Raw genomic sequence first — 12,965 nt, 5'->3', positions numbered from 1 at the left:
AGCTTAACCCTGGGAAGATAGATATCTCCGGTAAAACGTGGTATGAGAATCCATTCAAACTGGATGAGCGCAACTATCCCATCAACTTTGTGCATCCATATATGCACCGTAAGATCATTAACATAACTTTACCTGAGGGCTATACGGTGACTAGCGTCCCGGAAGCTTTAAATATCTCTCTTCCCGATGGTTTAGGAGCTTACACCTATAATATTGGCCAGTCCAATGGAAAACTCAATGTGGTGTGTTCCATTACCATGAAGCAAGCGGTGGTTCCGTCTTTATACTATGACACTTTAAAGGAGTTCTATGGTCAACGTGTGGCTAAGGAGAGTGAGCGGGTAATAATCAGTAAATCCTAAGCTATGAATTTGGCACACGCTCAAAAAGCTGTAGATGATTGGATCAACGCCCACGGCGTCCGATATTTTAATGAATTGACCAATATGGCCCAACTTACAGAAGAAGTTGGGGAGGTGGCCCGAATCATTGCCCGCCGCTACGGGGAGCAAAGTGAAAAAGAATCGGACAAGGAGAAAGACCTTGGAGAGGAACTCGCCGATGTGGTTTTTGTGGTTTTGTGTTTGGCCAATCAAACGGGAATAGACCTGCAGGCAGCTTTTGACAAAAAGATGGACATTAAAACCAAGCGCGATCACGACAGGCATCAGCAAAATCCAAAACTGAAATAGCATGATCAAACGAATCTTAAGCGATTCCAAATTTTGGAAATCGGTAGTCTCATTAGGCACCGCATTCATCGTAGTTTTTGTACTTCTCTTTTGGGGCGTCAACGGTTTTCAAATGTCGTTTTGGGAAGATCGTGACCCCGTGCAATTGGTAGCGGTATGTTTGGCCAGTGGCTTGTTTTACGGATTCTTTGTGACCTACGGAAAATTTTGGGCAAAATACAAACGCGAACAGCAATGAACTTAAAGCTTAGTGCTTCAACTTTGAAATCTGGAGCCCTGAAAATAACAGGCTCCAAAAGTGAATCAAACCGACTGCTCATCCTGCAAGCGCTTTATCCGGATTTGCGCATAGACAATCTGTCTAACAGTGATGATACCGATGTTTTGCAAGCCGCACTGGCCAGCGATGGGTCCGTTTTGGACATCCATCACGCAGGCACATCCATGCGTTTTTTAACTACCTATCTAGCACTCAAACCTGGGTTTGAAGGTGTGCTTACAGGAAGCCAGCGGATGCAACAACGCCCTATTGGGGTTTTGGTTGATGCCTTAAGGCAACTCGGAGCTAAAATCGATTATGAGAAAGAGGAAGGGTACCCACCTTTGCGGATAAGCGGAGTAAAACCTACGGGGAATCGAGTACGAATCGCCGCTAATATTTCCAGTCAATATTTGTCATCCTTATTGCTGACGGGATCCAGTCTAGACTCTGGCTTGGTCTTAGAGCTAGAAGGCAAGCTCACCTCTGTGCCCTATTTGCAAATGACTTTGACGCTCTTAGAAGCACTTGGAGCCGAGACACTCTTGACCGATAAGGAAGTATTTGTTGGGCCCATCACGGCTTTAAAAACTAAAGATTTTACCGTGGAGTCTGATTGGAGTTCAGCCTCTTATTTTTACAGTTTGATGGCCTTAGGGCAAGCGGATTCTATCGTCCTCAGCAGTTATAAACCCGATAGCTTACAAGGCGATTCAGCCCTTGTCAAGCTCTTTGAGCCCTTAGGAGTGCAAAGTGCTTTTAATGCTGATGAAGTTAGTTTGAACTTGACTAAATCCGCAGTCGACCTCCCCGAGGTCTACACCGCGGATCTGGCAGACACCCCTGATCTTGCGCAGACCATTGCGGTCTGTTGTTATGGGTTGGGTATTGGTTGTGAACTCTCTGGATTACACACCCTCAAGATCAAAGAGACCGACCGTTTACAAGCCTTGAAAAACGAATTGGAGAAGTTTGGCGCTCAAGTTAATATCACCGATGATCATCTGAGTTTGGCGCCGTCTGAAGGAATCAAATCAGGAGTTAGTGTTGCAACCTATCAAGACCACCGAATGGCCATGGCTTTTGCGCCCTTGGCTTTGAAAACGGATTTGGTTATTGAGGAGGCGGGAGTAGTGTCTAAATCGTATCCAGAATTTTGGGAAGATCTCAAAACCTTGGGTTTTCAGATTGAAAATCAAAGATAAACCGCCATTTACTTGACAACCCCTATGCCGAGGTTGTATATTTGCCCCTTTGTAAACTAAAAAAACCGCCGAAGGCCTATGAAGCTCTCTAACTTTAACTTCGATCTTCCAACCGAATTACTTGCTGAATATCCCTCTGCCAATCGTGATGAGTCGCGTTTAATGGTATTGGATCGCGAGAAGCAAACCATTGAACACCGCATGTTCAAAGATTTGATCGAGTATTTTAATGAAGACGATGTTTTGGTACTAAACAACACCAAAGTGTTCCCAGCTCGTTTGTTTGGAAATAAGGAGAAGACAGGAGCGCGTATCGAGGTTTTCTTATTGCGTGAACTAAATGCTGAAACCCGTCTTTGGGATGTGTTGGTTGATCCTGCACGTAAGATCCGTATCGGTAATAAGTTGTACTTCGGAGAGGATGAAAGCCTGGTAGCTGAGGTTATTGATAATACGACTTCTAGAGGGCGTACCCTTCGTTTTCTTTACGATGGTTCTTATGAAGAGTTCCGTATGAAGCTTAACGAACTCGGGCAAACTCCACTTCCAAAATACATCAAGCGTGATGTAGAGCCAGAAGATGAAGAGCGTTACCAGACTATCTACGCCAAGAACGAGGGCGCTGTTGCTGCTCCGACTGCCGGGCTGCACTTTTCGAAGCACTTGATGAAGCGTTTGGAGATCAAAGGGGTTCACTTTAGTGAAGTGACCTTGCACGTTGGACTTGGAACTTTTTCTCCGGTTGAGGTAGAAGATCTTAGCAAACACAAAATGGATTCTGAAGAGATCATCATTTCTCCAGAAGCGGCCAATATGATCAACACCGGGCTTACCAATAAAAAGCGCGTTTGTGCTGTTGGAACTACAGCGATGAGAACCCTAGAGAGTTCAGTTTCATCGAACAGAACTTTGAACCCTTATGCAGGATGGACCAATAAGTTCATTTTTCCTCCTTATGAATTTAGCATTGCTAATGCAATGATCACCAATCTGCATACACCAAAATCAACCTTGTTGATGATGGTTTCTGCCTTTGCTGGCCATGAATTCATTAAAGAAGCTTATGCGGAAGCAGTGAAGGAAAAATACCGTTTCTATTCCTACGGAGACGCTATGTTGATCCTATAATACGCTCTAAAAAAAACTTTGAAAGCCCGTTGCTGTTTGCAATGGGCTTTTTTTGTGTCCCAAGAAAGGGGGGATTTCTCCACCCTCGATTGCAAAAAAATCGTACATTTAGAGCTTATAACCTATTCTGTCACAGTTCTTGACTGTGGCAACTGACTAAAAATGCTTACATGAAAAAAATTACTTTGCTATTTGCACTTCTGCTCCTAGGCGTGACTACTCATGCTCAGGTAACCAACGAAGGAGAACCAGTTTCTTGGGATCTCAACACTCGTTCTGCCCTAAATCCTGTGGTTTTAGAGGGAATTGACCTCAAAGCTCTTCAAGCAGAAGATGCCGTAAATGATAAAATGTCCGGACGCCCATGGCGATTCGGTTATGAATATTCAGTAGATCTTGGGCTAGAGACTGCTGGAGTTTGGGACGAGCTTCCAAACGGAGATGGAATTTGGAGAATCAATTTAGTTTCTGAAGGAGCTAAGACTTTGAACTTTGTGTTTGATCGTTATGATCTGCCTCCGGGAGCCAAAGTGTATTTGTACAGTGATGATCGTACTAGTCTTTTGGGAGCTTACACGGACAACCTAAACAATGCTGAGAAAATGCTCGGTACTTGGTTGGTTGACGGTGATAATATCTGGATTGAGTACTACGAGCCTAAGGCCGTTCGCGGTCAAGGTGAGTTAAACTTGGCCAAAGTGGTTCACGGATACCGTTCTAAATCACAATTGTTCAGTGATGGTGTTCAGGCTAAAGGGTTGAACGATTCTGGAAACTGTAACCACGATGTAGATTGTCCAGTAGGAGCAGATTGGGATCCTTTTAAAGAAGATCTTAAACGTTCTGTTGCACTACAAATTATGGGTGGATTTGTTTGTTCTGGTGCTTTGATCAATAACACCAACAACGATAAGACTCCATATTTCTTGACTGCCAACCACTGTGATGCGGGTAGTCCTGCAACTTGGTCTTTCCGTTTTAACTGGAGAAGTCCAGATCCTTCTTGCGGTACCACTACACCGAGTACCTCAAGCGCGTTCAACACCACTTCCGGAGCAGTAAACCGCGCCATAAACAGTGAGTCAGATGTTCGTCTGGTAGAGCTCAACAGTGCTATTCCAGATTCTTGGAATTTAGTTTGGGCAGGTTGGAACCGCAGTACAACTGCTATTCCTAACTACTCTGTAGGTATTCACCACCCAAGCGGGGACATTATGAAGGTATGTCGTGATAACAACTCACCATCTAGAGCTATTTACAATTTCAACGGTAACCCATCTACAGAAATGTGGAGAATCAACGGCGTCGGCGGCGGCGGCGGTGGCGGCTGGGAAATAGGTGTTACAGAAGGTGGATCTTCTGGATCTCCACTTTTTGACCAAAACGGACTAATTGTTGGTCAATTGGCCGGAGGTACTGCTGCATGTTCAGGAACTTCAGACAACAGCGGATTTGATATCTACGGACGTTTTGATGTTTCTTGGGACTTTGGTTCTTCTGCTTCTAATAGTGTTCGCTTCTGGTTAGATCCAGACGGAACTGCAGGTGATACCTTAGAGACACTTTCTACAACAGACTTCCAGTTCGAGTCCAATCTTTCGATTTTCCCGAACCCTGCGAATTCACTGGTTAATGTGGTTCACTTTGGAAGCAGTGACTTAGAGTACGAACTTTACACCATCTTAGGACAGGTTGTGGAGCGCGGAAGCTTTGGAGCAGTTAACAATGAGCTGAACGTTTCTGGTCTTCAAAACGGAGTATACTTCTTAAAAATCGTTGATGATGAGAATGGAGCGAGTCTTACTAAAAAGATCGTCGTTCGTCATTAATCACAACGCGAATAAAATTCAAAACCCTTTCTGGAAGCAGAAAGGGTTTTTTTATGCCTAATTGTGGTAATTTTGCAGCATGGAATCCAAGAGAAAGGATATACGAGCATTGACCAAAGAGGAACTGCGCGACTTTTTTGTAGCACAAGGTGATAAGGCCTTTCGCGGCAATCAGGTCTATGAATGGCTTTGGATCAAAGGTGCACATGATTTTGAGTCCATGACCAACCTTTCCAAACAGACTCGTGCGCTCTTGGACGAACATTTTGTGATCAATCACATTGCTGTAGATCAGATTCAAAAAAGTGAGGACGGTACGCTCAAGAATGCGGTAGCCTTGCACGACGGCCTGATCGTTGAATCGGTTTTAATTCCCACGGAGACCAGAACCACAGCCTGTGTTTCGTCTCAAGTAGGATGTAGTCTGGATTGTGCCTTCTGTGCCACAGCGCAACTCAAGCGTATGCGAAACTTGAATCCAGATGAGATCTACGATCAAGTCATGGCCATTCACAAGGAAAGTCAGTTGTATTACAACAGACCGCTATCAAACATTGTGTTTATGGGTATGGGAGAGCCGCTCATGAACTACAATAATGTTTTGGCTGCTGTAGAGAAGATCACCAGTAAAGAAGGTTTGGGAATGTCTCCCAAGAGGATCGTAGTATCTACTTCTGGGGTGCCTAAAATGATTAAGAAGTTGGCAGATGATGAGGTAAAGTTTAACCTCGCCGTATCGCTCCACAGCGCCATTCAAGAGACTCGAGAAAAGATCATGCCTTTTGCTAAGCGTTTTACTTTAGTTGATCTCAGAGAATCCTTAGAGTATTGGTATGCCAAGACCAAGCGCAGAATCACTTATGAATATGTGGTGTGGAAGGATATTAATGATTCCGAAGAAGCTATTGACGCCTTAGTAAGATTCTGTCAGTATGTGCCATGTAAGGTCAATATCATTGAATACAATCCCATTGGTGATGATCAATTCAAACAAGCCGATGACGCCACCTTGGATCGCTACATTCAAAAATTGGAGGCCAAACGTATCCCTGTGACCGTGAGAAGAAGCCGTGGGAAGGACATAGATGCCGCCTGCGGACAACTGGCTAATAAGCATTAGTATAGCGCGCTTTTCTCGTATCTTTGTAAGGTGAAGGCGGTCAGTCAAATCAAATTACCCATTGAACACGAAATGGAACTCTTCGAGAAGAAATTCTCCAACTCCATGCAATCTCGTGTACCGCTTTTTAATCGTATTACCCATTATGTTGTAAATCGCAAGGGCAAGCAAATGCGCCCTATGTTCGTGTTCCTCATTGCCAAGATGATTCACGGAGATGACCCTTTGAGTGATCGCGTCTATCGAGGAGCGAGTGTTATTGAGCTCATTCATACGGCCACTTTGGTGCATGATGATGTGGTAGACGATTCCAATAAGCGTCGTGGGTTCTTTTCCATCAATGCCTTGTGGAAGAACAAGATCGCTGTTCTGGTAGGAGATTTTATGCTCTCTAAAGGGATGTTGATGTGTATTGATAATGACGATTTTGATCTATTACGCATCATTTCTAAAGCGGTTCGGGAGATGGCAGAGGGAGAATTGCTGCAAATAGACAAAGCTCGAAAACTCGATATCACAGAAGATATCTATTACGAGATCATTCGCAAAAAGACCGCTACACTGATTGCGGCTTGCTGCGCCATGGGAGCACAATCCGTTTGGGCCACCAAAGAGGAGGTGAAACTCATGGAGAAGTTCGGAGAATTGATTGGGATGGCCTTTCAGATCAAAGATGATCTGTTTGACTACGGAGAAGCCAAGATCGGGAAGCCCACAGGAATAGACATTAAAGAGCAAAAGATGACGCTGCCGCTTATACACGCACTCAATACAGCTCCGGCTGACAAAAAACGTTGGTTGATCAACTCGGTTAAAAACCACAATACAGACAAAAAACGTGTCAAAGAGGTGATTGCTTATGTTAAAGAAGCGGGTGGTTTGGAGTATGCGGTAAAAAAAATGAAGGCCTATCAAGAGCAAGCCATGGAGCTTATAAAGCCTTACCCAGACTCGCCTTACAAGGATTCTTTGGTGCTGATGGTAGACTACGTTATCGACAGAAAAAAATAATTTTTAAACCTCAGGCAACCTTTGGGAAACTATTTGCGTCTTTATAGCGAAACCCAACAAGGTCTGCTTTAGTGAAAGTGATCACGTTACATAAGAATCTCGAACAACTTTTGGAAAAGGTCCGAACAAACAATCGGAAGGCCCAACAGCAATTGTATGAGATGTTCGCACCAAAGATGCTCAGTGTTTGTCGACAATACATCAAAGACATATCTCTGGCAGAAGAGGTGATGGTAGGAGGATTTTTTAAAGCCTTTACCGCCTTGGATTCTTTTAAAGGTAGCGGAAGTTTTGAGGGCTGGTTGCGCCGAATCATGGTTAGAGAATCTATCTCTTGGTTGCGCAAAGAGCGAAAACTTCACTTCGAATCAGAAGAAGCCATCGATCACACTACGCAACACGCCGTTTATCTAGACAGTCCCTTGGAAGTGGAACATTTGCAACTCCTTATTGACGAGTTGCCAGAAGGTTACAAAATGGTCTTTGTGATGTATGCTGTAGATGGATATAAGCACAGTGAGATCGCCGAAGCACTCGGGATCAGTGAAAGCACCTCAAAGAGCCAATTGTTTAAGGCGCGCAAATTATTACAGCGCCAGTTAAACGCTCAAAACAAGACAAGTTATGGCACCCCTTAAATTTGAAGACAACATACGCGATCAGTTTAAAAATCGCGAGATCAAGCCAAGTGCCGAGGCCTGGGATAAACTAGCGGCTCGCCTGGACGAGGCTCCAAAGCGCGAAAAGAAAGGCTTTGGGATCTGGTGGGCAATTGCGGCAGGAATTGCTGGATTAGCATTAATAGGTTCTTTGATCTGGAGTGGAGATCCAGCCCAGCAGCAAAATGAGATCGTTATTGAAGAGCCTGCTCCAGAAGCTCCAAAGACAGAAAACGTGATCCCCGCGATTCCTTTAGAGAATGAGCTAGAGCAACAAGAAGAAGTGACAGAGGTTGCTGCACAAAATCAGCAGCAAGAGGATACTCCTGAAAAGGAAATCCAAGTAGAAGAAGTAGTTGAGCAGAAGAAAACTTCAATTGCTCAGACTCCGGTAGAAGAAGCTCCGACAGAATCCGAAGTGATCCTTGTAGATCCAAGGGAAATTGAAAATACGGCAGTTGCAGTGAATACTGCAGATGTGAATACACAAGATCAGGATGCGGTAGCTGCTAAAGTAGAGGAGGTCGTTGGAAAGATCAAAGATTTAGAAGCAGCTAATGCCGAAGTTTCCGAGGAAGAGATCGCGGATCTTTTACTGCAAGCCCAGCTAGAACTTAAGACCAAATCCATGATCAATATGGAGACCCTCAAAGTAGACGCCAATGCACTACTTATGGACGTGGAGTACGATTTAGAACGCTCCTTTAGAGATAAGGTCTTTGACGCCCTGGGAGACGGTTACAACAAGATTCGAACGGCTATGGCCACTCGCAATAATTAATTCATTCATTCATCAATCTGGAAGCATAGCACTACCCCTGCGGTGGTAGGGGTGGGGTTTGCTTCTACTTAAAATCAAAAACGTTATGAGAATCATTACTTACAGTACCGCTGTTGTTATTTGGTTGCTCGCTACAGTATCACTATCAGCGCAGGATGCCAACGATGCACAGGCACAGATCGACTATCTACAAGGAAAGATAGAGGCGGTTCAGACCGAAGAAAAAGAAGCCTTAAAAGATGAGGTAATCGCCATCAACGATCGCTTAGATAAAGGAGAGATCACAGAAGATGAAGCGACTCAGCTCAAACAAGAAGCAGCAGAAAAGCGCGCCTTGAACATTGAAAATCGCGTGGTGATCATTCAAAATCAGATCGATCTTTTAGAACGCAACGGTTCCTTGAACACGACGTCCACAGATAATTTTGAATTGGTTGTTTTTTCTAAAGGAAAGGTCCTTGATTTTGACTACACTCCAAAAGAACGCAAGTACGACCGCAGAACAACCAGCGACTTGGTATTGGCCTTTGGTTTGAACAATGCCATCACAGAGGGTGAGTCCTTTGGAGATACTGATTTTAAAATTGCAGGAAGTCGCTTTTTTGAATTGGGATGGGCTTGGAAAACTCGCGTGTTTAAAAACTCAAATTGGCTGCGTTTCAAGTACGGATTCTCTTTTCAGTTCAATGGACTTAAGCTGACTGACGATCGCTTCTTTGAAGATACCGGAACAGAGACCGTAGTGCGCGAATTTGGTGCGAGCTTGGATAAATCAAAACTGAGAAATGATTATTTGGTGTTCCCGATGCACTTTGAATTTGGACCATCAAGAAAAATAGAAAAGGAAAACTACTTCCGTTATTCAACCCGTAATAAACTTAAAGTTGGTTTGGGTGGATATGCTGGATTCCGATTGCGCACCGTTCAAAAGCTGCGTTTTGACGGCCCGGACGGTAATGAAGTGGAGCAAAAACAAACCGGTAATTTCAACACCAATAACTTTGCTTACGGTTTGAGTGGATACATTGGATGGACAGGAATGGCCCTCTATGTGAAGTACGATCTCAACCCGATCTTTAAAGACAATCCGGTGGAACAGCGCAATATTTCTGTCGGCTTACGATTCGACGTGGATTAAACCCGTTCTCATTTTTAAAAAAGAAGGCACCTTAGGGTGCCTTTTTTAGTGTAAATAGGGCCTATTTTGCTATTTTTATCCTCTTAGACCTGAGTATTGATCTCCAAAAGCACCATAGACAAAGTATATGAAACCGCTCGCCTGGAAGAGGTGATCGGTGACTTTGTGCAACTCAAAAAATCAGGTTCGAATTTTAAAGGCTTGAGTCCGTTCACTGAGGAGCGTACGCCGAGCTTTATGGTATCTCCGGTAAAGCAGATCTGGAAAGACTTTTCCAGTGGTAAGGGAGGGAATGTCGTGGCCTTTTTGATGGAACACGAGCATTTTTCGTATCCAGAGGCGATTAAGTACCTCGCTAAAAAATACGGCATAGAGGTAGAAGAAACTCAGCAAACCGATGAGCAAAAGCAACTGGCCAGTGAACGAGAGAGTTTGTATTTGGTCAGTGAGTTTGCCAAGGATTATTTCCATAAAACCTTATTGCACAGTGAAGAGGGTAAAGCCATTGGGTTGACCTATTTTAAAGAGCGCAGCTTTACAGACCAAACGATTAAAGATTTTGCACTGGGTTACAATCCCAACAGTTGGGATGCCTTTACTTCAGAGGCTTTAGGGAAGGGTTATAAACTCGATTATCTGGACAAAACAGGACTGACCATTGTCCGTGAAGACAAGCAGTTTGATCGTTTTAAGGGTCGGGTGATGTTCCCAATCCACAGCATGAGTGGTCGCGTCTTGGGATTTGGCGGTAGTATTTTGACCAACGATAAAAAAGCGGCCAAGTATGTGAACTCTCCTGAGAGCGAGATCTATCAGAAGAGTAAGATCCTTTACGGTCTGTATCAGGCCAAACAAACCATAGCAAAAGAAGATCGCTGTTATCTTGTTGAGGGGTATACGGACGTGATTCAAATGCACCAAACTGGAGTGACCAATGTGGTAGCTTCATCGGGTACAGCCTTGACTCCGGATCAAATACGTTTGATTCGTAGATTAACACCAAACATCACGGTGCTTTTTGATGGCGACGCTGCAGGGTTGCGCGCTTCTCTGCGAGGAATTGACCTTATTCTTGAGCAAGGCATGAATGTGCGAGTATGCACCTTCCCAGAAGGCGAAGATCCAGACAGTTTTGCCAAAGGCCATACGCAGGAGCAGGTGATTAAATTTTTGGAGGGAGAAAGTCAAGACTTCATCAATTTTAAAGCTTCACTACTAGCTCAGGAATCAGCTAACGATCCTGTAAAGAAAGCCGCGACCATTCGTGAAATGGTACAAAGCATCGCCAAGATTCCGGATGTCATCCAACGTGAGGTCTATTTACAAGAGTGCTCTCGCATCATGGAGATGAGTGAGGAAGTGCTTTTCAATGCGCTCGCACAATTGCTCAGTAAAGAGCAAAAAGAGCAGAAAAAGACAGCTCGAAAGCCAGAGCAACCTCCTTTTGAGGTGATTGCCAATCAGGAGCTTCCTACGCAAAAGGTAGACCCGCTCTACGAATACGAGCGTAAAATATTGGAGATCTTGTTGCTTTATGGGAACCTCGAAGCTGAGTTTGAAGATCTCGTCATAGAAATGGACGATCAAGGCGAGATGCAACACAAGCCCGAGTTTCATACCGCCAAAGTTTTTGAAAAGGTGTATTTGGATTTACAAGACGATGAGGTCGAGTTGGCCAATCCGGACTTTAGAGCCCTATACTATGCTTTGATTGAACATCTCAATCAGGGAGGAGAAAAGATCGATTCGCTAATTCACACATTAGAACCCGGACCCGCGTCGATGGCTACGAGTATTTTAATGGATGACGAGCGCTATCAGCTAGGAAATTGGGAATCCAAAGAAATCTATGTCAAAGACAAGACCTATTCCATTGGGCAGTATGTGAGTCAAACCATATTGAATTTGCGTCGTTTGCTCATCTCACAAAAGATAGAAGAGTTGGCCAATATCGTCAAAGAAGCTGAGGATGCCGAAAGAAAAGAACCCCTAGAAACCATAATTGATTACCAGGGGCTTAAAAAGGTCTTGAGCAACAAGCTCGGTCGCGTGCTCTAAAGCTTATCTGAATTGAAACATACGAGACTGGTGGATCAGATCCGCCAAATTGTCTACTTTAAGCTTCTTAAGCAATCTTGTTTTGTACGTACTCACGGTTTTTTCGTTAATGTCAAGGGCGTTAGCGATGTCTTTGTTTCGCTTACCACTAGACAATAAATTGAGTACTTCGATCTCTCTTGAAGAAAGCTTCTTGTAACGACTAATCGCACTGGATTCGCCTACATTTCGGGATGTGAAAGTTGATGTCAATTCTTCGTTCAAGAAAATTCCACCTTTGGCTACTAACTCAAGCGCGTCTACAAATACTTTTGTCGATGCTGTTTTTGGCACGTAACCTGCCGCTCCTGATTTGATGGAACGCAAGGCGTATATCTCTTCTGGATTGGTGGAGTAGATCAGCACACGTACGTCTGGAAATTCTGCCTTGATAGTTCTTAGCGCCGTGATTCCGTTGACTTGTGGAATGTCAATTTCCATTACAAGTACATCCGGTTTTTCTTCACGCAATGCTTTATAAAGTTCTGTTCCGTTGTGGACTTTATCTACGATCTCAATCGTTTCGTGTCCTTGGAGCAGACATTCAATTCCCTTGCGTACTACGGGGTGATGATCCGCTATTAATACTTTGGTCATAATTGTGAGGTTATGTTGCCGCGAACATTAAGTTCACAGTTTAAATATGTGTAGTAGAAATACTACAATTTCAAAAATAGGAAAAAGCCGGAGGGGTGGAATTAAATTTCGTTTAACGTCCTAAATTTTCGATAAAGCACGGATTAACGCAATTCATGGGGGATTTCGCAGACTGGGATAGGCTGCATTTTGTGCTGATTTATACGGTTTAACCGTAAATAGATCTTGTAGGCTTCTTGCTCACGACCCTCAAAATCTTCTGGTTTTTTGCCCTGATCTTGCATGGCCATGGCCCATTCCAATTCGTCGTAGGAGGCACCAATTTGATCCTCATCGGTTCTGCTATCTCCAAACAAACCATCGGTTGGTGCTGCATTCATGATCGCCGCAGGAACTCCTATATGAGCTCCAACAGCGTAAACCTCACTTTTCATAAGATCGGCAATGGG

The 12,965-nt window shown here is 44.1% G+C and carries 12 protein-coding genes and 2 pseudogenes; 12 read left to right on the top strand and 2 right to left on the bottom strand.

Annotated elements, in window-relative coordinates:
• From HRT75_RS09200 to dnaG, 12 genes and pseudogenes are all read left to right on the top strand, one after another.
• Nucleotides 1–362: pseudogene (locus HRT75_RS09200) on the top strand (hypothetical protein); the annotation flags it as partial.
• Nucleotides 363–365: 3 nt separating this feature from the next.
• The gene (locus HRT75_RS09195; protein ID WP_291185558.1) at nucleotides 366–692 is read left to right on the top strand and encodes a nucleotide pyrophosphohydrolase; all 327 of its coding nucleotides are present in this window, start codon (nucleotides 366–368) and stop codon (nucleotides 690–692) included.
• A gap of 1 nt (nucleotide 693) precedes the next feature.
• Nucleotides 694–930: a hypothetical protein gene (locus tag HRT75_RS09190; RefSeq protein ID WP_291185556.1), complete on the top strand. Its 237-nt coding sequence runs from the start codon at nucleotides 694–696 to the stop codon at nucleotides 928–930.
• Nucleotides 927–2,156 carry a 3-phosphoshikimate 1-carboxyvinyltransferase gene (locus HRT75_RS09185; protein WP_291185554.1) on the top strand — a complete coding sequence of 410 codons (1,230 nt, stop codon included), beginning with the start codon at nucleotides 927–929 and terminating at the stop codon, nucleotides 2,154–2,156. Before HRT75_RS09190 ends, HRT75_RS09185 begins: the two co-directional genes overlap by 4 nt.
• Before the next feature lie 78 nt (nucleotides 2,157–2,234).
• On the top strand, nucleotides 2,235–3,284 hold the full coding sequence (gene queA, locus HRT75_RS09180; protein ID WP_291185552.1) for a tRNA preQ1(34) S-adenosylmethionine ribosyltransferase-isomerase QueA: 1,050 nt from the start codon (nucleotides 2,235–2,237) through the stop codon (nucleotides 3,282–3,284).
• Between the two features lie 170 nt (nucleotides 3,285–3,454).
• The gene (locus HRT75_RS09175) at nucleotides 3,455–5,113 is read left to right on the top strand and encodes a T9SS type A sorting domain-containing protein (protein ID WP_291185549.1); all 1,659 of its coding nucleotides are present in this window, start codon (nucleotides 3,455–3,457) and stop codon (nucleotides 5,111–5,113) included.
• Nucleotides 5,114–5,192: 79 nt separating this feature from the next.
• Entirely contained in the window at nucleotides 5,193–6,233 is a 1,041-nt protein-coding gene (gene rlmN / locus HRT75_RS09170; protein WP_291185547.1) for a 23S rRNA (adenine(2503)-C(2))-methyltransferase RlmN, read from the top strand.
• A gap of 30 nt (nucleotides 6,234–6,263) precedes the next feature.
• Nucleotides 6,264–7,244, top strand: a complete 981-nt coding sequence (locus HRT75_RS09165; protein ID WP_291185544.1) for a polyprenyl synthetase family protein — start codon at nucleotides 6,264–6,266, stop codon at nucleotides 7,242–7,244.
• Between the two features lie 71 nt (nucleotides 7,245–7,315).
• Nucleotides 7,316–7,882, top strand: coding sequence for an RNA polymerase sigma factor (locus HRT75_RS09160; RefSeq protein WP_291185541.1), 567 nt, complete (start codon nucleotides 7,316–7,318; stop codon nucleotides 7,880–7,882).
• Nucleotides 7,869–8,684, top strand: a complete 816-nt coding sequence (locus tag HRT75_RS09155) for a hypothetical protein (RefSeq protein WP_291185538.1) — start codon at nucleotides 7,869–7,871, stop codon at nucleotides 8,682–8,684. Before HRT75_RS09160 ends, HRT75_RS09155 begins: the two co-directional genes overlap by 14 nt.
• An 85-nt stretch (nucleotides 8,685–8,769) precedes the next feature.
• The gene (locus tag HRT75_RS09150; RefSeq protein ID WP_291185533.1) at nucleotides 8,770–9,822 is read left to right on the top strand and encodes a hypothetical protein; all 1,053 of its coding nucleotides are present in this window, start codon (nucleotides 8,770–8,772) and stop codon (nucleotides 9,820–9,822) included.
• 96 nt (nucleotides 9,823–9,918) lie between these two features.
• The gene (dnaG, locus tag HRT75_RS09145) at nucleotides 9,919–11,880 is read left to right on the top strand and encodes a DNA primase (RefSeq protein ID WP_291185530.1); all 1,962 of its coding nucleotides are present in this window, start codon (nucleotides 9,919–9,921) and stop codon (nucleotides 11,878–11,880) included.
• Nucleotides 11,881–11,883: 3 nt separating this feature from the next.
• On the opposite strand, the gene HRT75_RS09140 is transcribed toward dnaG, so the two are convergent.
• Together HRT75_RS09140 and HRT75_RS09135 are read right to left on the bottom strand one after the other, a co-directional pair.
• Complete coding sequence (locus tag HRT75_RS09140) at nucleotides 11,884–12,516, bottom strand: response regulator transcription factor (protein WP_087523289.1); 633 nt, start codon at nucleotides 12,514–12,516, stop codon at nucleotides 11,884–11,886.
• Between the two features lie 143 nt (nucleotides 12,517–12,659).
• Nucleotides 12,660–12,965, bottom strand: a pseudogene (locus HRT75_RS09135) (NAD(+) synthase); the annotation flags it as partial.

The sequence above is a fragment of the Gilvibacter sp. genome (genome assembly GCF_013214815.1).
Taxonomy (GTDB): domain Bacteria; phylum Bacteroidota; class Bacteroidia; order Flavobacteriales; family Flavobacteriaceae; genus Gilvibacter.
Note: the sequence above shows the minus strand (reverse complement) of the source record. Positions and strands in the feature narration are given on the sequence as shown.

Excerpts from the sequence above, each read along its gene's own strand:
- HRT75_RS09155 (WP_291185538.1), top strand. The coding sequence starts at position 7,869 with ATGGCACCCCTTAAATTTGAAGACAACATACGCGATCAGTTTAAAAAT.
- queA (WP_291185552.1), top strand. The coding sequence starts at position 2,235 with ATGAAGCTCTCTAACTTTAACTTCGATCTTCCAACCGAATTACTTGCT.
- rlmN (WP_291185547.1), top strand. The coding sequence starts at position 5,193 with ATGGAATCCAAGAGAAAGGATATACGAGCATTGACCAAAGAGGAACTG.
- HRT75_RS09195 (WP_291185558.1), top strand. The coding sequence starts at position 366 with ATGAATTTGGCACACGCTCAAAAAGCTGTAGATGATTGGATCAACGCC.
- HRT75_RS09140 (WP_087523289.1), bottom strand. The coding sequence starts at position 12,516 with ATGACCAAAGTATTAATAGCGGATCATCACCCCGTAGTACGCAAGGGA.
- HRT75_RS09175 (WP_291185549.1), top strand. The coding sequence starts at position 3,455 with ATGAAAAAAATTACTTTGCTATTTGCACTTCTGCTCCTAGGCGTGACT.
- HRT75_RS09150 (WP_291185533.1), top strand. The coding sequence starts at position 8,770 with ATGAGAATCATTACTTACAGTACCGCTGTTGTTATTTGGTTGCTCGCT.
- HRT75_RS09190 (WP_291185556.1), top strand. The coding sequence starts at position 694 with ATGATCAAACGAATCTTAAGCGATTCCAAATTTTGGAAATCGGTAGTC.
- HRT75_RS09185 (WP_291185554.1), top strand. The coding sequence starts at position 927 with ATGAACTTAAAGCTTAGTGCTTCAACTTTGAAATCTGGAGCCCTGAAA.